Below are 17,401 nucleotides of genomic sequence, written 5' to 3' on the forward strand. Positions count from 1 at the left end.
GCCACACAGAGCAACACGAGCAGAGGAGAAAAGCGAAGACCCGAAAGAAAAGAGCCCCCCAAAGTTTCCCCTGGAGAGCCCTCATCATCTGATTAGCATCTTTGATGTAGCAACCTCCAGCATACCGGTCAAGAGTCACCGATTCGGTGGACTGATATTTTTTGCCTTTTTCCGCGAAAATTCGAGGAAAGAGACGGGGAAGTTGTGGGCCGAACGGTCGTCGTGAACAAGCCATGGCATTTACAAAACTCTCGATCGAAGCCGCAGGTGCTGATGCAACCCGCGGCTCATTTCCCCCATCTGAAGCCGACGTCTGGACCATCTTCAGAGCCCTGAGAGATGCACGCAGCGTGTTTGGTCTACGTCCTGGCCACATACAGACACTTCAAGCAATGCTCAGTTTTCTGAAACCTGGCCATGGCGAAACGGTTTTTGCGTCTAACAATTCACTTTGCCAGCGCGTTGGCGGAATCGACGAACGGACACTCCGGAGGCACATCAACCGCTTCGTTGAACTCGGATTCATCAAGCGCAATGACAGCTCGAACCGAAAGCGCTACCGCGTTCGCTCATCCGGCGGGGAGTGCATCAGTTATGGATTGTCTCTCACCCCCCTGCTCCAACGTGCGAGCGAGCTTATAGCCATCGCGCAAGAGATGGAGAATAACCGGCGAGATCGGATATTTGTCCGCAAACAGATCCTTACAAAGCTCGCCCATTTGGAAGAGCACGATCCTAGCAACGCATTCATCAACCACGCACGGAAAGCTCTACGCAGGAAGCTGAGCCTCCCCGAATACCACGCTCTGCTCGCCAATACAGATGCAGAATGCCAGAGTTTGTCTACCCCGGATGACCCGCCTGAAACTATGGAATTGCCCGCCAATGACGGACAAACTGTCCGGCATCAATCTAAGTCTGAAGAAGAAAAAAAAGATTTAGATAGCAACATAGGCCTTGAGGCCCTGAAACCAGACTTGCTGACCTCAGTCTGCGATCAAGCGACATCGTTCTCCACAGAGAGACTTAGAAACTGGTTGGACATTGAAAACCATGCTCGAACACTTGCACCCATGATGGGCATTCACCCAGAGACTTTCGAGAAAGCCAAGAATGCTGTAGGAGTTCAGAAAGCGTCATGCGCGATCTTCATCATGCTACAGCTTGGAAAACGCATCAGGGATTTTGGAGCGTATTTTCACAGTATCACCCTGGGTCAAAGGCAAAACCAATTTGATCCATTAGCTTTGATCAAGCGACTTTCCGAAACCAATGAGCGAACTGTCTAATGTCCACCGCGGTGGACTTCGAACGAGAAGCGGCGCTTGTGGCAACCAAAACTGTCCAAGCGCACCTAGCGGCGCGTGGTGGTTCTTCAGTTTATCTCAGACCAGCAGATGTCCACCACGGTGGACAAGTGACACACGAGCAAGCCTTGATGAAAATCTGGCCGCCCATGGAAGAAATCGGCGGCCAGGCATTACACCCTAAATGCCTAAAGTTATTGTGGGAGGTCACCGTCTCCAAAGAGGTTTGGAAAGAGCCGCTCTCGATAATCCAACGGAAACGCCAACCGAACTGGCGTCTTCGGCGAGACGGACGTCAGGTATCCGGCGGCAGTCAGTTTACTCAGCGTGTTGCGAGCAGTACGCTCGGACGTCTTGAGCACAATCTGCGCGTCGCCACGTTCCAGTGCGCCATGCCGAAGAACCGCCGAGATTAGTTCCGGCGCTCGCTTGTCATCGATGGTATCTGCAACGAGACGACGATACCGTTGGTCCAATCCGCCGAGATCGAACAATCTTGCTGAGAAGGTGATCTGGTCGAGCGTCACCTTTAGGAACCATTCACTAAACGTCTTCAATGCCGCTTCTGACAGGTTCCCACGTCCGTCGCGGTCTCCGCGGCGTGGACTGTCGGCCAGATCCATCATTCGTTTGTACTCGCCCCGATCGGTTAGCCCGCGGGCCAGCCCACGTGATACGGACCAGAGCCCTTGGCCACCAATCCCCGCTGTGAGGGCCATGGCATGAGACATCAGTCTACTGACACGGCCGTTACCATCCGGGAAAGGGTGGATGTAGTTCAGCCGGTGATGTGCAGAGGCGATCGCGATGATACGTCCGCTCGAAGACCGCGCCGCAATCTGAAACCGTTTGTCGAAATGGTCCATGAATGCCGCAATGCGCGACGATGAAGGAGGTAGGTGGCGCCCGACCGCAACTTCCCGATCGTCATCCTGGCGCATACGTCCCGGAACGATGGGCTCTTGTGTGCCGTCGGGATGTTCGATGACCCGAAACTCATCCGGCATCTCGTCGTAGAAGCTCTTATGGACCCAAGTCAGGAATTCGACTGATGTGGGACGGGGCAGGGTGCCTATGCGATGCATCTCATCGATGGCCCGTTGAACGATCACGTGCGCCCGGGCCTCAAGGGCGAGAGGGCGGGTTTCTTCCTCAAGCTCGGCACCAGCCAGCGCCCTTTCGATGTCGCGGGGGCGCGTGTTGTGTCCTTCGATCAGGTTGGAGTAGTAGCAGTTCATCACACGGACGAGATCGGCAAGTTCGGCTGCGCTGTCAGGATGCAACCCTTGTCCCAGCCCGGTGGCTTCCCTCTGGATGTCGACCGAAAGGTCTGCCAGTTCTGTAGGAATATGCTCCTCGAAGAAGCAGGGTTCGATCCTGGCGGGTGTTTCCAGCATTTTGCCGATCTTCCATGTTTGCAAAGTAATTGAAAAATAAACACATTTCGTATTTTCAAGCAAGGTTTTGCCGATATGCGTTGCCGATCTTGGTTGCCGATCTAGAATTGCTGCATGAAATCAATGGCTTCGGCAGAAGGGCCGGGCTTTTCGGTTTTGTTGTGTGCCCAAAGGGGCCGGAAAAAGAGAAAGTGTTCTTCGGGTTTTGTGACTGACGGATGAGGGCCTTTGGAGTCCCTCGGATGGGTCCGGGCCGGGTTCCGGTCTGCCGTTCCTGATGAAGGGCATTCCAATGCAAACAGGTGTCTTACGCGTGCTGCGCGCGACCGCTGCCTCGTGGTGGCGGCACTAGGAACTCCGCCGAACTGGCCAGACGTTGCTGGCACAGCGGCTCGAACGCCAGACCGTCCTGCGTGATCTCGGCTATCTCAGGCAGGCGGCGAAGCTGCCGAATGCCCATGTGATCTGCGGAGAGGGCGGCACGTTCATCCATCTTGGTTGGACCATCGTGTCCACCCTCGCGCCGATCGAGCGTTTTCCCTTGGCCACTCTTGCGGTCGCACGAGGGACCCCGTTCATCGATATCCGACCCGTCACCGATGTTATCGCCTTCGCGAACCTGCCGCGGGTGACACAGAACGGATCGGTCGACCCTGAACCCTTGGGCCCTGGCAGGTCCGTCTTGCTGACCACCTACATCGACATGGTCGAAGGGCTCGGCGCGAGGATCCTCAACGATCCGCGGTCCCATCAGTCAGCCTGATCACCACTTACTCTCACCACCACACGAAAGGAGGCCAGCCATGGCCCGATCCCGCACGCCCAAATTCGATGCCTCCGAGGCCATCACAAACGAAATCATCCGTATCATTGAGCGCGGCGTCCTGCCGTGGCGCAAGCCATGGACCGCAGGTGGCAGCTCTCGTCCCCTGCGCGTGGGCGGAGAACCCTACCAGGGAGTGAACAACTTCCTGCTGACGATGCGGACCGTGATGGCGGGCCACAGCTCTCCCTTCTGGATGACGTTGCCGCAAGCCAATGCGTTGGACGCAAAGGTCCGCAAGGGCGAGAAGTCTGCTGTCGTCGTTTATTACGGTCAAAGCAGGAAAGACGCGGGCGCAGATGAGCATGACCGCAGCGACGGGGATGATCACTCCGAGGAAGCCCGTATATTCCGCTTCCAGAAATCCTACCGCGTGTTCAATGCCTGCCAGATCGAGGGCTTGCCCGACAGTTTCTACCCTGACCCGGAGCCCGTGCCCGAGCATCCGCCGTCCGAGCCCATCCCGCACATGCAGGCGTTTTTCGATGCCATCGACATCACGACCGTCTTCACAGGAACGGAAGCGTACTACCTGCCGCCCGTGGACAAGGTTTACATGCCGTCCATCACGCGGTTCCAGGACCCGCGCAATTTCTACGGGGTCTGGGCCCATGAGCTGGCCCATGCCACGAAGGCCCCCCATCGACTGAACCGTGATTTCGGGTTCTCGAAGTTTGGCAACACGTCCTATGCGCGCGAGGAGATCGTCGCGGAATTGACCTCGGTGTTCCTGGGTCAGACGCTCGGCTTCACGGCGCATACGCTCGAGATGAATGCCGCCTACCTCCACAACTGGTTGCGCGTCCTTCGGTCGGACAAGGGTGCGATCTTCAAGCACGCCGCGGATGCGCAGCGCGCCTGCGACTATCTGATCGCCAGATCGGAGACGGGCAGGGCAGGGCGCAGTGCCGAGGCCGCCTGACCACACGGAGAACGGAGACTCGCATGTCATGCAAGGAACTCAAGACGCTGCGGGTGGCCTGCTTCAACGACGGCCGCTAGCCGGATCATCACCTTCAAGCGCGGTGCCTATTGGTGGAGCACGTCTGAGGGCGCTTATCCGCTCTCGGCCGCGCTCGAGAGCATCATCGAACAGGGCGGCTGGATCGAAACCATCCCCAACCCGAATTACAGACCCAAAGGGCTGTTCGGGTAGGGCACCTTCTGCTTCGGTCCCTTCGCCAGGCAGAAAAGAAAAAGCGGGCTTTGAGAAGGGTGTTTCAACTTCTCAAAGGAGATCCCCATGTCCATGACCGTTCAACCCCAGCCAGACCGTCCGGATCCGAGAGTGATCGCTGCGCAAAACGACGCGTTTCGCAAGCTCGCATGCCTTGGAGTGCCGCCCGCCCAGCCCATCCAGGGCCGGATGCATGTCACCCGTTCGCTCATGGAGGCTGGTGATGACTTCATGGCCGAGGCGGTGAAGGCCACCGGTGCGATTGATACATTCGAGCCCGAGAATGACACGGAAGGCTGGCACGATTTTGGCGCGGTCGAGATCCGGGGCGAGACCGTGTTCTGGAAAATCGATCTGCATGAGGAAATTACATTTTCAAGTCCTTTTCTTTCTGTGCAACGCTGGTTTGGCTCCTCGATTATGCTCACTCCAGTGGCATCGACTTGCATACGGTGGGCGTGCTGCCCGAACCAAATTTCCGTTCACGTTCCCGGAATGGAGCCGCCTTGGTTGGGACCAAACTTCTACAGGGTTTGTGAAGACCATCAATCTTCTCGGTCACTCAACCATCCGGCGTTGCGCGTTATTCTGAAGTTTCAGTATCCCGTATTACACCTCCGCCTTCAGAACCGCGCCAGACGGGACAAGTCCCGTTTCCACATATCGCCACAAGGCCACGATGAGCTTGCGGGCAAGAGCCACAATGGCGACTTTCTTTCTCACTCCCGGGTGTTCAGCCGTGTATTTTCTGAACCAGCGCGCGAGTGCGCTTTGAGGCTGATACCGCAGCCAGCACCACGCCAGTTCGATCCCGAGGGTGCGCGCCGGTCGGTTTCCAGCTTTGCTGATACCCTGGCTTCGTTCGACATCACCACTGGAATAAGGGCTGGGCGTCAGGCCAAGGTAAGACGACAGGTGTCGCCTGTTCTTGAACTCTCGCCCGAACACCTCTGCGGACAAGAGCATCGCACTGTGTCGTCCAACACCGCGAAGCCCTTCGAGCAGCACGGCCTTCTCGTGTTCAGGAAACCGCTCCGATTCAGTCGCAAGGGCTTCGTCGCGTTCCTCCGCCAGAGCCTTGATCATCTTGTTCGTCAGTTCCAAGCGTTCGAAAGAGCGCACGATCTCGCGCATGAGCTGATCGGGGAAAGGGCGGCCATCGGCAGTTTCGAGGCCATCCAGTTTCTTGCGCCATGTGACCATCGCTGGATTGATATGCCGGACGCCTTGCAGCGCGAGGAGGGCACGAATGCGATTGATGTGGCCAGTGCGCTCGCTCATCAGCCTCTTGCGCTCTCGGTGAAAGCGTTTGGCGTCTTCTTCAGCAACGGTCGGGACGCGCACAGTTCGGAATGCCTTTCGATCACCGGAACAGTAGTTCTTCAGCAGAACGACCATGCCTTCGGCGTCGACGCGATCCGTTTTGACCCGGCGGGCTCTGCGGTTCACGAGAAAGCTGGTCGGATCCAAAACCAAGGTTTCGATCCCTTCGCTGGACAGCAGCCTCTGCAGCCAGAAACCATCGTATCCAGTTTCGAAGCAGACGATAGGTCGCTGATGAGGCCCGCAAAGCTCACTCGCCTCCGCAACGGTCGCTCGAACCAGATCAATCAGTCCTGCCGTATCAAACCCGTCCAAACGCACGGATTTGATCTTGGCCAATTGCGGCGCATCAAGCGCCACAAGCCATTTCGATTTGCTCAGATCAATGGCGACAAAGCAGGTCGCCGCAATAGATGGTGTCATCATCTTGGAAATCTCCCGTTTTGTGAATCTGCGCCCAACCTATCCGGTTCGCGCAACCTCCTGCATGGAAACTTCTATGAAGCAGACTCGGATTTCCGCTACGGGGCTGAGACCCCGGACAATCCTGCCACCACCATGCGCGTGCTGACCATCATGCTGGCGCGCGACTGGTAGGGGAGGGGACTCCTCCCCCCTGACATCTGAGACGATGAAGGCCCGCTGCCCCTCAAAAGGGAAAGATGCCGTAATGGGGCTTTCGGCGAATCGAGCACGTTTCGCTTGTTTGTCAGCATGATCTGAAGTGCCGTTGCCCTTGATGCGCCTGCAGCGCGTCTACGAGGTCGTATCTTTCCTGCGCCTCAATTCCTAAGAATAGAAGGGCAACGACATGAATGTATTTATCGGATTGGATGTATCTCTGGCAAGCACTGCGATTTGTGTGCTGGGGCCACAGGGGAGGATCGTTGAAGAATTACAGGCGGAGAGCGAGCCTGAGGCATTGGTACGTGCAATAGCGTCATTGTCATATTCGATCGATGCGATCGGGCTCGAAGCCGGACCTTTGTCCCAATGGCTGAGCAAGGGAATGGAAGAAGCTGGCTTTGACGTGGTCATGATGGAAACACGATTGGTGAAGGCAGCCTTGAAAGCCATGCCGATCAAGACCGACAGGCGCGATGCCCAGGGCATTGCGCGCTTGCTTCAAATGGGATGGTACAGGCCCGTGCACCGCAAATCTGTGTCCTCCCAGGAAATCCGCGCGTTGCTGACGGCGCGCAAGTCAGTTCAGCAGGCCATCATCAACCTTGAGCTTTCGATGCGGGGTGTTCTGCGAAACTTTGGCATGAAGCTGGGGCATGTCACCCGGATTAGGTACGAGGCCCGGGTGAGGGAACTGGTTGAGCAGAATGAGATCCTGTCCGCGTCGACTGAGGCTCTTCTGCGCGCGCGTTCCCAGTTGCGCGCCGAGTTGGCTGACTTGGATGCCAAAATCGCGGGTCTGGCAAAACACGACGATGTTTGCCGTTTGATGATGACGATGCCGGGTGTCGGTCCGATCGTCGCTCTGACAGTCAAATCTGCGATTGATGATCCGACCCGCTTTGCGCGGTCGAAGGATGTCGGACCGTGGGCGGGGCTTACGCCAAGGCGCACGCAATCCGGAGAGATGGACATCGTTGGACAAATCACGCGAGCCGGTGATCGCGGGCTTCGAACCGCGTTGTATCAGGCAGCGATGATCCTGATGCACCGTGGTGCCCCGAACTGGCTGCAATCTTGGGCACTTAAAGTAGCGCACAGGCGTGGAGCGAAGAGGTCCATGATTGCACTTGCTCGACGCATTGGCGTCGTCTTGCACCGCATGTGGATAGACGGCACGCCGTTCCGCTACACGCAGAACTCCGGCGCGACTGCATGAGCGGGAAGCTTCAAGGACAATTCAGAGCGGAGGGTTGAGCTGCGCCTCATGACAGGTACGTCGAGGTCCCTTGCCGGGACGAGGTTCCTGGAGATGCCGAAGGCCCGCAAGTTATCAGCAAATGCTGAATACGCGGGAAAGATGGGCACCCAGGACCAGATTTGGACCAGGCATAGAGTGGCAGCTATGAGGCTGACTACGGACGGAAGAACGAAGCCCGGGTAGGGGGTGTCCCTCAGTCCTGATGTGCGGTTGCAGTGAAAAAGGAAAAGTAAGCTTTTGAATTTGTGTCTTAAACTTGGTGAGGAATGAGATCTTCGCCGGGATTTTTGACTTGCCCGAAACCCTTGACAGAGGCCCGCCCCATTACGGAAGCGGGCCTTTTGTCGTGGTGATCCCTGAAGCCGGGGATTGGTTACGCGCGTGAAGGCGCGGGCCACACCTCACCCACCTGGAAGGATATCCCATGACCACAAGCTTTGCCCCTCTCACCGTCGCCATCGGCGATCTGGTCCCGCATCCTGCCAATGTGCGCAGCAACGCGCCGGAAACCTATGATCCCGAGAACATCGCGCATCTGAAGGCCAGCATCGCTGTGCTGGGCCTGCTCCAGCCGCTCTTGGTCCAGAAGCTTGACGGCAAATATGCTGTCCTCGCCGGTGGCCGACGCCATGCTGCGCTGAAGGAGCTGGTCGCCGACAAGGCCACCAAGGGGTTCATGGCGAAAACCAAAGTCGACTGCCGCCTTGTCCCTGACGACTGTGACGTCACCACTGCGCTGTCGCTTGCCGAGAACATCACCCAGGCACCGATGAACGCAATCGACGAGTTCGAGGCTTTCGCGCGGATGATGGAGGTCGACGGCCAGACGCCCGAGACCATCGCAAAGACCTTCGGTACCACGGTGGCCGCCGTGAAAGGCCGGTTGCGCTATGGCCTTATCCACCCCGACATCCGCGCCGCGGCACGGGGCAAGGTGATCACGCTCGACACGATGAAAGCCTTTGCCGAGCACCCGAGCCAGGAGGCGCAGCGCGAGGTCTTCGAGGCGCTCACGAAGGACGGAGGCTATCTGCAGGCCTATACCGTTCGACAGGCGCTCAAATCCCGCGGCGTGCAGGTCAGCGACGATATCGGGGCCTTCGTGCGCGCGGACTACGAGGCGCGGGGCGGCGCCGTCGCGGCCGATCTTCTGGAAGAACATTCCGTGCTCGAGGATGCAGCACTGGTCGAGACCATCTTGCTCGAGAAGCTCGGTGCGGCTGCCGAAGAGGCCCGCACGAGGCTGGGCTTTGCCTGGGCCGATGCGATGGTGCGGTATGATTACGCGACAATGGCCGACTACGGCCGCGTCTATCCCGGCCCGATCGAGCCCGACGAGGCCGCCCAGAAGCGCGTGGATGAAATCACCGCCGAGCTTGAGAAATTGCAGCTCGAAATGGAGGACGAGGGGCTCGAGGACGGTGCCTACAATGCCCTTTACGACCGCGTCGACGCTCTGGAAGAGGAAGCCCGCGACCTGCAGGAGGCCTACAGCGCCGAGGACCTAGCGCGATCTGGGGTGATAGCCTCGTGGCAGGGTGGGCAGATCACGCTCCATGTTGGTCTCGTCCGCCCGGAAGACACCGTCAAAGAGGAGGGCGCGCGCGGCTCCTCGGCTAGCCCAACCGGGGAGGAGGCCCCGGACCCGGGCGAAATCACCTACCCGGCCTCGCTGGCCGAGGACCTCAAGACCGAGCGGGCCATGGCCCTCGGCGCCGCGATGGCGCTGCATCCGGAGGCCACGCTCGATCTGACGCTCTTCAAGCTGGTGAGCGACGTTCTGGCCAGCGGCATGAGTGTCACGCAGGCGATCAAGATCGATGCCCGCAAGGAATACCGCAACCACGCCAAGATGGACGAGATCGACGAGACCTCGCTTGAGCAGGTGGCGGCGGCGCATGATGCGCTGGACCTCTCGTGGCTCGATGATACCCGCCCGCCCGCCGATCAGTTCGCGGCGTTCCGCGCGCTGGAGGCAGGCGAGAAGGCCAAGCTCGTCGCCTTTGCAACCGCCAGCACCACGCAGTCCTGCTTCGCGCGGGACCGCCAGCGCGACAGCCTGATGCATGCGTTGGAGATCGAGATCATGCCCGACATCCGCGCCCACTGGACGCCGAATGCGGCGCTCTTCAATCGCTTCAAGAAGGCTTGGCTCCTGAAGATCCTCGGCGAGGATCTGGGTCTCGCCCAGGAGGCGGTGACGCTGGCCTCGTCGAGCAAGAAGGAGATCGTCGCCTTTTGTGACAAGCTCTTCGCCGAGCCCTTCGCCACGCTCACGGACGCGCAGCGCGCTGCCGTGGCCGCCTGGTGCCCGCCCATGATGCAGACCGCCGGTGTCGCCTGTGATGAGGCGGAGCCCGCTGCGGAAGCCCCCGAGCCTGACAGCGAGGTCGCGCAAGCGGCCTGAGTCCTCACGCGACCCGCGCGAGGCATTCCCCGCGCGGGTCGACCCTCCCACACCCAACCGAAAGACATCCTCATGGCTATTCTCAAGTTCTCTGCGTCCGCTGTTGCGGCACAGATCGCCCATGCGCGCGACTGCAAAACCTTCCTGCCCAACTGGAACGGGCCCGTGGACAGGCCCGCCCTGATCCTGATCGTCGGCAATGGTGTGCATCTGCGCTCAAACGGCATCGATGGCACGACCACCCGAATCGTCACCACCGAACAGGCCGATCCCTCTTTCGCCTTCGCCGACGGCATGAACCCGTTTCGGGACACCGACTGGATGGCGCAGCGCCGCATGGCGTTTCGCGATCTGACCGGCCAGTTTTACACCGACATCCTGGATGACGTGCAGGTGCTCATCGACCGGGGGCGGGGTGCGATCCGGCTCGCCACCGATGGCCACAGCATCCGCGTCTTCGTGCGCCGGGCCTCGGATTATCTCATCGGCGGGACCTACGAGGTGCCGTCAGGCCTCGGCGGCACCTTCCGGGTCATCCTCAAGGATGCCTGCGATACCTTCGCGATCGTGCAGAACTGCGGCAATTGCGAGGATTTCGACGCCATGCAGCCCTACCGCGTGCCGCTCGATGCGCTGATGGAAATCGATGACCGGAGGGCGGCGTGATGGGTTGGCTCTGCTACACCGACGGCCGCGTCCAGACCTACGCGGATGAGAAAGCGGAGATTGCTCGGCTGTGCACCTTCGAGGGCGAAAGGCGCAAGACGGAACTGGTCAAAGCCTGCAAGGTGGGTTCGACTTGGTACGCGGCGGCAAAGGTCACAAATATCGACGGCACCCCTGTCGAAGACACGACCTATGTCACCGATGCGGATGGCTCCATCACTTTCGCCGCCGTATTCCTTACCCGATATGATGACGGCTGCTGGGGCTACAAGGACATGGAGGAAAGCGCGGGACCGGTCGAATCCCGCGCGCCACTGAGCCTATTGGCCCTGCTGTCCGAGCTGAAAGACCCAGACAGCTATGCTCATGCCTGGCGCCAGCGCTGCCAGGACTGGGCTGCGATCCCGGACTACGAGGAAGGCGACAAGATCAAGCTCGCAGCACCTGTGACGCTCACCGATGGCAGTACCTGCCAGATTGTCACCGCGACCCACTACAGGCGCGGGCGGCAAAAGCGCCGCTGCTACCGCATCGAGGAAACTGGTGGGCTCGTACGCCTGTCGAAGGCCTCGCTTGCGGGCTCGGAGCTGCTCAGCTCCGCGAAAGGTGCGGCTAGCCCGGTGCTGGCGGAGTTCCTGGCGGGGCGAAATTAGGTCCTGCGCCGGACGGTTCATCGACCTGCCCGGCGACAGCAGATGCTGCGGCTTGTCTTGACAAGGCAATGCAAATGCATTACCTATCGCGGGCAGCAAAGAACCTTTTCTTCAGGAGACTGCCATGACAGCCCTCGCACAAGATGTCTCGAAACTCACGGATCGGTATCAGACGACCGTGCCGGCGGGTGTGCGCAAACAGCTCAAGCTGGGCAAGGGCGACCAGATTCGTTACTGCACCGAGCCGAGTGGCAGGGTCTATATCGAGCCCGTGCGCAGCGACGAGGAAGATCCCGTGCTCGGAGCCTTTCTCGATTTTGTCGAGGCCGATATCAAGGCGCATCCGGACCGCATTCGGGCGTTCGATGGGGCTTTGCATGACCGTCTTGCAGCACTGGTCGGAGACGTTAACGTCGATCTCGATGCGCCGCTATCGCTCGAGGATGAATGAGCGGCGATAGCGTGCCCGCAGGGGCGCCCCTTGTCGTAAACGGATGGTCGATTTATGCGCATCCGCTCTTTCTGGATCAGCTCGAAGGGCTGATTGAAGAGGTCGAGGCGCGTAAGGCACGCGATCCCAAGACCTGGCGCAAGAAAAACCCGACGAAACGGCTGGCCGCCATCTTCAAGCTGGTCACCGAGGCCATACCGGCAGATCCGGGTGCCGCCGCCTTCCGGCAAGGCGGCACACTCGGCGATCACCGCAAGCATTGGTTCCGGGCGAAATTCTTCCAGCAGTATCGGCTGTTCTATCGGTTCAACAGCGATGCGAAGGTCATCGTGGTGGCCTGGGTGAACGACGACAAGACCCTGCGCGCCTACGGCAGCAAGACGGATGCCTATGCGACGTTCAAAGGGATGCTGGAAGATGGCAACCCACCTGACAATTTCGACGCGCTCTTGAAAGAAGCTGCAGCGGCAGGCAAGCGATTCGAGAAATCCCTTGAAGCGGTGCCCGATCGGTAAGTGGGCCAGCTTGCTGTGACCCTTTGGCATTATCGTTTACGACGCCACGCTCGAAGATGTAGCATCGGCTGATAATGCGGTCGGAGAAAGCACAATGAATGAGACGGAAAAGGATAGGCAGCACCTCGGGCTAGAGGAGCAATGCGCGCCTGACCTGACGGGGCACCGTTTCCCAATTGCTGTGCGCGTTGCAGACATGCCCGATGACCTCGGCAAGCTGCTGGATATCGGGCTCGAGGAGCATTTCCGTGGCGGCTGATGTCAATTCGTATGACGCGTGGTTTCGCGCGAAGGTGCAGGCCGCGCTGGAGGAGGAGGAATGCACGGGAACATCTCAAGTTCAGGTGATGCAGGCCGCACAGGCATTGATTGATGCGAAACGGGAGGTCGAACCCAAGTCCTGACCAAGCCTTGGAGGTCAGCGCAGTCTGACTACGTCACCCTGAAAAGCGAAAGCGGGCTTTTTGTCCTTTGGAACTCAGACCCTGATCCAAAGGAAACCCCCATGTCCAAGCCCCGCTCAACGCTCCCCAATCCTTTTGAATCCGACGCTAACCTCACCTCTGCCCTCGCGCAGATCGGCGCGGAGGTCGACCACCAGCCCCTGCGCAGTTCAGCGCTCGCGCGTATCATGCGCGAGACGTTCCATGGCAGCGATGCCGGCGGTGCCTGGGACTGGCGCATGGCCTATGACCTGATGCAGGCCGCGGCTGTCCAGGTGCTGCTGCGTGGGGACGGCGTGGCAGGTGACATCGCCGCTGCAAGGCTGCTTGCCTCGCGGCTGCTGACGGAAACCCGCCGCTCCGAGCAGCAGATCAGGCTGCAGCAGTTTTCCACGCCGCTGCCATTTGCGGCGCTGGTCTTGCAGGCCACGGCGATCCGCAAGGGCGAGACCGTTCTGGAGCCCTCGGCTGGCACCGGTGCACTGGCCGCTTTCGCCGCCCGGGCTGGTGCCACGCTTTTGCTCAACGAGATCGACCCCTTTCGCCAGCGCCTCCTGCGCGCGGTTTTCGGCGGCGAGGTGACGGGCCATGACGGCGAGCATATCGACGATCTGCTGCAGACGCCGGTTCTACCCGACGTCGTGGTGATGAATCCGCCCTTCGCCTCCTCGGTCGACCGATCCCGCGACAAGCACATCGCTGCCAAACATCTCATTGCGGCTGCAAAGCGCCTGGCACCAGGTGGGCGGCTGGTGGCGATCATGCCGCCAGGATTCACGCCCGAACGCGATGCCGCGCATTGGTCCCGCGCCTGCGGTCTCCTGACGCCGCGATTGGCGTTGACGATGCCGGGGCAGGTCTACCGCAAGCTCGGCACCTCTGTCGAAACCCAGCTCATGGTCTTCGACAAGGTGCAGGAGGACGGCGAGATGATCCGCGCCAGTGTCCGGGGCTTGGATGAAGCCCTTCCTTTTGTCGACGCCGTGGCCGAAACACGGACCGAGATGCGCCCGGCCCAACGGGTTGAAGCGATCCCTCATCCTCGGCCGACCGTTCCGTCATCTGCCCAAAGCAAGACCGCCGCTGCGCCTGTTGCCACCTCCAAACCACGGGCCAATGCCGTCTGTCCGCTCAGCTTCGCAAGCTTAGAGACCCCGCGCGACAACAGGCCCGTCTCGGACATCTATGCGCGTTACCGCCCGCAGAGGATCGAGATTGCAGGCGCGCAGGAACATCCCACCCCGCTGGTCGAGAGCATCGCCATGGCCTCTGTTGCGCCACCCGTACCTTCGGGTGCCGCCAGCTCGGAATTACGCCTGCCCGCCAAGCTGATCGAGGAGGGACATCTCTCCGAGGCGCAGCTCGAGACCATCATCATGGCGCATGATGCCCATGGGCGTGATTTGCCGGGCCGGTTCACGATCGATGACGACCAGACCAAGCTGACGTGCGCCGATGATGACCCGGAGGCACGGGCCTATCGCCTTGGCTATTTCCTCGGGGATGGCACCGGTTGCGGCAAGGGCCGCGAATGCGCGGGGCTTATCCTTGTCAACTGGCTTGCCGGGCGCAGAAAGGCGGTCTGGGTCTCCAAATCCGCCACGCTCATCGAGGACGCGATCCGCGACTGGACCGATCTTGGCGGCTCGCCAGCCGACATCCAGCCGCTCTCCAAATGGAAACCGGACCAGCCTGTCCCTATGGGTGACGGCATCCTCTTTGTCACCTACGCCACGCTGCGCTCGGCGGGCAAATGCGGCACCACGCGGCTGAGCCAGATCCTCGACTGGATGGGCGAGGGGTTCGAGGGCGTGCTGGCCTTCGACGAGGCTCATGCCATGCAAAACGCCGCCGGATCGGCTGAGGGCAGGGGGGTCAAACCCTCCCAACAGGGCCTCGCAGGTCTGCGGCTGCAGTTTGCCGCGCCGCGCGCCCGTGTCTTCTACATCTCGGCCACGGGTGCCACGAGCGTGCACAACCTCGCCTATGCCGCGCGGCTGGGGCTCTGGGGGCAGGGGCCGGAATACCCCTTCCCAAGCCGCGAGAGCTTTGTGTCGGCGATGGAAGCCGGCGGCGTTGCCGCCATGGAGGTGGTCGCCCGCGATCTCAAGACGCTCGGGCTTTACACAGCGCGGGCCCTCAGCTTCGACGGCGTGGAGTATGACGTGCTCGAACACGCGCTCACCCCGGCCCAGATCGAGATCTACGACGCCTATGCGGGCGCCTTCCGCACGATCCACCACAATCTCGAAGCCGCCCTTACAGCCACCGGCGTCAACGACGCCTCGGGCGAGACCAATGCCTCGGCCGCTCGCGCCTCGGCGAAGTCCCGCTTCGAGAGCACAAAGCAACGCTTCTTCAACCATCTCCTGATGGGCATGAAGGCCCCGACCATCATTCGTGCCATCGAGGACGACCTGGCGGCAGGATATGCCTGCGTCATCCAGGTGGTCTCGACAGGCGAAAGCCTGTTGAAGCGACGGCTCGAGACGATTGACCCAGAGGACGAACTGGTCGAGGGTGCCTTGACACCTCGCGACTACGTGCTGGGCTACCTCGAACAGGCTTTCCCGATCCATGCGCAAAAGCTGGTCGAGATCGATGGCAATATGGTGGCCGAGCCGCTCCGGGATGCGAACGGCGCGCTGGTGGTCTCGCGCGAGGCGCTGGCCTTGCGCGACGCCGCGATGATGGAGCTGATGGCCTTGGCGCCGATCCCCTCGGCGCTCGACCAGATCCTCTGGGCGTTCGGCGACGAGGCTGTCGCCGAGGTCACGGGGCGTAGGGTCCGGCCCCTCAAGGCCGAGGACGGCCATCTCTTCATCGAAAAGCGCAGCGCCAGCAGCAATTCGTCCGAGACCCAAGCCTTCATGGACGGCGAGAAGGATATCCTCATCTTTTCTGACGCGGGTGGGACGGGCCGATCCTATCACGCGGCCCAAACGGCGAAGAACCAGAAACGGCGGCGGCACTACCTGCTGGAGCCCGGCTGGCGTGCGGATGCGGCCATCCAGGGGCTGGGCCGAACCCATCGCTCAGCCCAGGTCAGTGCGCCCTTCTTTCGGGTCTGCACCTCGGATGTGCATGGCGAGAAACGTTTCACTTCGACGATCAGCAAGCGCCTCGACCAGCTGGGAGCCCTGACCAAGGGCCAGCGCGAAACCGGCTCGCAGGGCATGTTCCGCGAGGAGGACAATCTCGAAAGCCCGATCGCACGGGCGGCTCTGCGTGGGTATTTCGCCGATCTTGCCGCCGGGCGCGCCGAGGCGATGAGTTACGAGAGCTTCACCGACTGGACAGCCCTCCGACTGATCGACAAGGACGGTGTGCTTCTCGAGGAGCTTCCCCCGATCCAGCGGTTTCTGAACCGGGTGCTTGCCCTTCCCATCCACATGCAGAACGCGCTCTTTGCCGAGTTCATGCGCCGGATCGCTGATCAGACCGAACGGGCGCGTGCGGCAGGCACGCTCGATCTCGGCGTGGAAACCCTGCGTGGCCAAAAGATCGAACAGGTCTCCACAGAGGATCTCTGGACCTGCCCGAAATCCGGCGCCGTGACGCGGATCATCGGGCTGGAGGTCACCGACCCGGTGCATGTGCTGGGCGCCGAAGAGGCCATATCGCGCAACCCCGACAAGCTACCGATGGTGAATCGCGCCTCCGGCCGCGCGGCGCTCATCTCGGCGCGCCCTATGCAGATGTATGACGAGGACATCGTCACGCTGATGCGCAAGGCGGTGCGGCCAAACGGGTCGAGCTATCTTGAAGAGGCACGGTTCGGGTCTTCAGCCTGGGAAGAGATCGGCAAGCCCGAGTTCACCCGGCTTTGGGATGCCGAGGCTGCGTCCCTGCCAAAAACCACCACGACCAAGCTCTACCTGCTGACCGGGCTGTTGCTGCCGATCTGGAGGGATATTCCGACCACCAATGAGCGCATCTACCGGGTTACGCCTGACGGGGCGACCGCGATGATCGGGCGCACGCTGAGCGAGGAAGGGGCGGCCGCACTGCGCGCCCGCTTCCTCGTCTCCAATCCGCAAACGCCGGAGGAGATGTTGACCGCCGCCCTCGGCACCACCGTACCTGTCGATCTGGGCCGAGGACTGACCCTGATCCGTCGCCGGGTCGCAGGCGAGATGCGCCTCGAGCTCTCTGGTGCGGATCGGGGCATGATCGACGGCCTCAAGGCCCTCGGCTGCTTCACCGAGATCATCGCCTTCCAGCTACGGGTATTCCTGCCGCATGGGGACGGGGTCGACACGGGAAACATTCTGGCCCGGATCGTGGGGCAGGAAGCCGTCATGACGTCAGAACAAGCCGCCTGAAAAGTCAAAGCGGGCTTTCGGGCGGGCGT

13 protein-coding genes and 4 pseudogenes are annotated in these 17,401 nt (G+C 60.7%); 15 read left to right on the forward strand and 2 right to left on the reverse strand.

Going from position 1 to position 17,401, the window contains the following annotated elements; genetic code table 11:
- Positions 1–233 precede the first annotated feature (233 nt).
- Positions 234–1,289, forward strand: a complete 1,056-nt coding sequence (repC, locus tag GC127_RS02290; protein ID WP_151976120.1) for a plasmid replication protein RepC — start codon at positions 234–236, stop codon at positions 1,287–1,289.
- Positions 1,290–1,501: 212 nt separating this feature from the next.
- Here repC and GC127_RS02295 read toward each other — a convergent pair whose 3' ends face one another.
- Positions 1,502–2,704 carry a Fic family protein gene (locus GC127_RS02295; protein ID WP_151976286.1) on the reverse strand — a complete coding sequence of 401 codons (1,203 nt, stop codon included), beginning with the start codon at positions 2,702–2,704 and terminating at the stop codon, positions 1,502–1,504.
- Between the two features lie 277 nt (positions 2,705–2,981).
- Here GC127_RS02295 and GC127_RS02300 point away from each other — a divergent pair.
- The 4 genes and pseudogenes from GC127_RS02300 to GC127_RS23320 all read left to right on the forward strand — a co-directional run.
- Positions 2,982–3,467: pseudogene (locus GC127_RS02300) on the forward strand (hypothetical protein).
- A gap of 40 nt (positions 3,468–3,507) precedes the next feature.
- Positions 3,508–4,449 carry an ArdC family protein gene (locus tag GC127_RS02305; protein ID WP_151976119.1) on the forward strand — a complete coding sequence of 314 codons (942 nt, stop codon included), beginning with the start codon at positions 3,508–3,510 and terminating at the stop codon, positions 4,447–4,449.
- Positions 4,450–4,472: 23 nt separating this feature from the next.
- Positions 4,473–4,683 (forward strand): annotated as a pseudogene (locus tag GC127_RS23035) (DUF6330 family protein).
- Positions 4,684–4,770: 87 nt separating this feature from the next.
- A pseudogene (locus GC127_RS23320) lies at positions 4,771–5,067 on the forward strand (DUF3768 domain-containing protein); the annotation flags it as partial.
- Positions 5,068–5,313: 246 nt separating this feature from the next.
- On the opposite strand, the gene GC127_RS23325 reads toward GC127_RS23320, so the two are convergent.
- A complete protein-coding gene (locus GC127_RS23325; protein WP_199861163.1) occupies positions 5,314–6,453 on the reverse strand; it encodes an IS110 family transposase in 1,140 nt (379 codons plus the stop codon).
- 66 nt (positions 6,454–6,519) lie between these two features.
- Between GC127_RS23325 and GC127_RS02325 the strand changes: the two are divergent.
- The 10 genes and pseudogenes from GC127_RS02325 to GC127_RS02365 form a co-directional block, all read left to right on the forward strand.
- Positions 6,520–6,624 (forward strand): annotated as a pseudogene (locus tag GC127_RS02325) (DUF3768 domain-containing protein); the annotation flags it as partial.
- 214 nt (positions 6,625–6,838) lie between these two features.
- On the forward strand, positions 6,839–7,870 hold the full coding sequence (locus tag GC127_RS02330) for an IS110 family transposase (RefSeq protein ID WP_151976118.1): 1,032 nt from the start codon (positions 6,839–6,841) through the stop codon (positions 7,868–7,870).
- A 466-nt stretch (positions 7,871–8,336) separates the two neighbouring features.
- A complete protein-coding gene (locus tag GC127_RS02335; RefSeq protein WP_151976117.1) occupies positions 8,337–10,319 on the forward strand; it encodes a ParB/RepB/Spo0J family partition protein in 1,983 nt (660 codons plus the stop codon).
- A gap of 72 nt (positions 10,320–10,391) precedes the next feature.
- Entirely contained in the window at positions 10,392–10,985 is a 594-nt protein-coding gene (locus GC127_RS02340) for a regulator (protein ID WP_151976116.1), read from the forward strand.
- Positions 10,985–11,638 carry a hypothetical protein gene (locus tag GC127_RS02345; protein ID WP_067626524.1) on the forward strand — a complete coding sequence of 218 codons (654 nt, stop codon included), beginning with the start codon at positions 10,985–10,987 and terminating at the stop codon, positions 11,636–11,638. Before GC127_RS02340 ends, GC127_RS02345 begins: the two co-directional genes overlap by 1 nt.
- Before the next feature lie 124 nt (positions 11,639–11,762).
- Positions 11,763–12,089 carry a type II toxin-antitoxin system PrlF family antitoxin gene (locus GC127_RS02350; RefSeq protein WP_067626523.1) on the forward strand — a complete coding sequence of 109 codons (327 nt, stop codon included), beginning with the start codon at positions 11,763–11,765 and terminating at the stop codon, positions 12,087–12,089.
- Positions 12,086–12,604 carry a type II toxin-antitoxin system YhaV family toxin gene (locus GC127_RS02355; RefSeq protein WP_151976115.1) on the forward strand — a complete coding sequence of 173 codons (519 nt, stop codon included), beginning with the start codon at positions 12,086–12,088 and terminating at the stop codon, positions 12,602–12,604. The genes GC127_RS02350 and GC127_RS02355 overlap by 4 nt, the downstream gene beginning before the upstream one ends.
- Positions 12,605–12,698: 94 nt before the next feature.
- Positions 12,699–12,863, forward strand: a complete 165-nt coding sequence (locus tag GC127_RS22675; protein ID WP_199861156.1) for a hypothetical protein — start codon at positions 12,699–12,701, stop codon at positions 12,861–12,863.
- Positions 12,853–13,008 (forward strand): StaA, encoded by a 156-nt coding sequence (locus tag GC127_RS02360; protein WP_151976114.1) that lies wholly within the window; start codon positions 12,853–12,855, stop codon positions 13,006–13,008. Before GC127_RS22675 ends, GC127_RS02360 begins: the two co-directional genes overlap by 11 nt.
- 101 nt (positions 13,009–13,109) lie before the next feature.
- A complete protein-coding gene (locus tag GC127_RS02365; RefSeq protein ID WP_151976113.1) occupies positions 13,110–17,372 on the forward strand; it encodes a strawberry notch family protein in 4,263 nt (1,420 codons plus the stop codon).
- Positions 17,373–17,401: the final 29 nt, after the last annotated feature.

It is taken from the genome of Roseovarius sp. EC-HK134, assembly GCF_902498815.1.
GTDB classification, from domain to species: domain Bacteria; phylum Pseudomonadota; class Alphaproteobacteria; order Rhodobacterales; family Rhodobacteraceae; genus Roseovarius; species Roseovarius mucosus_A.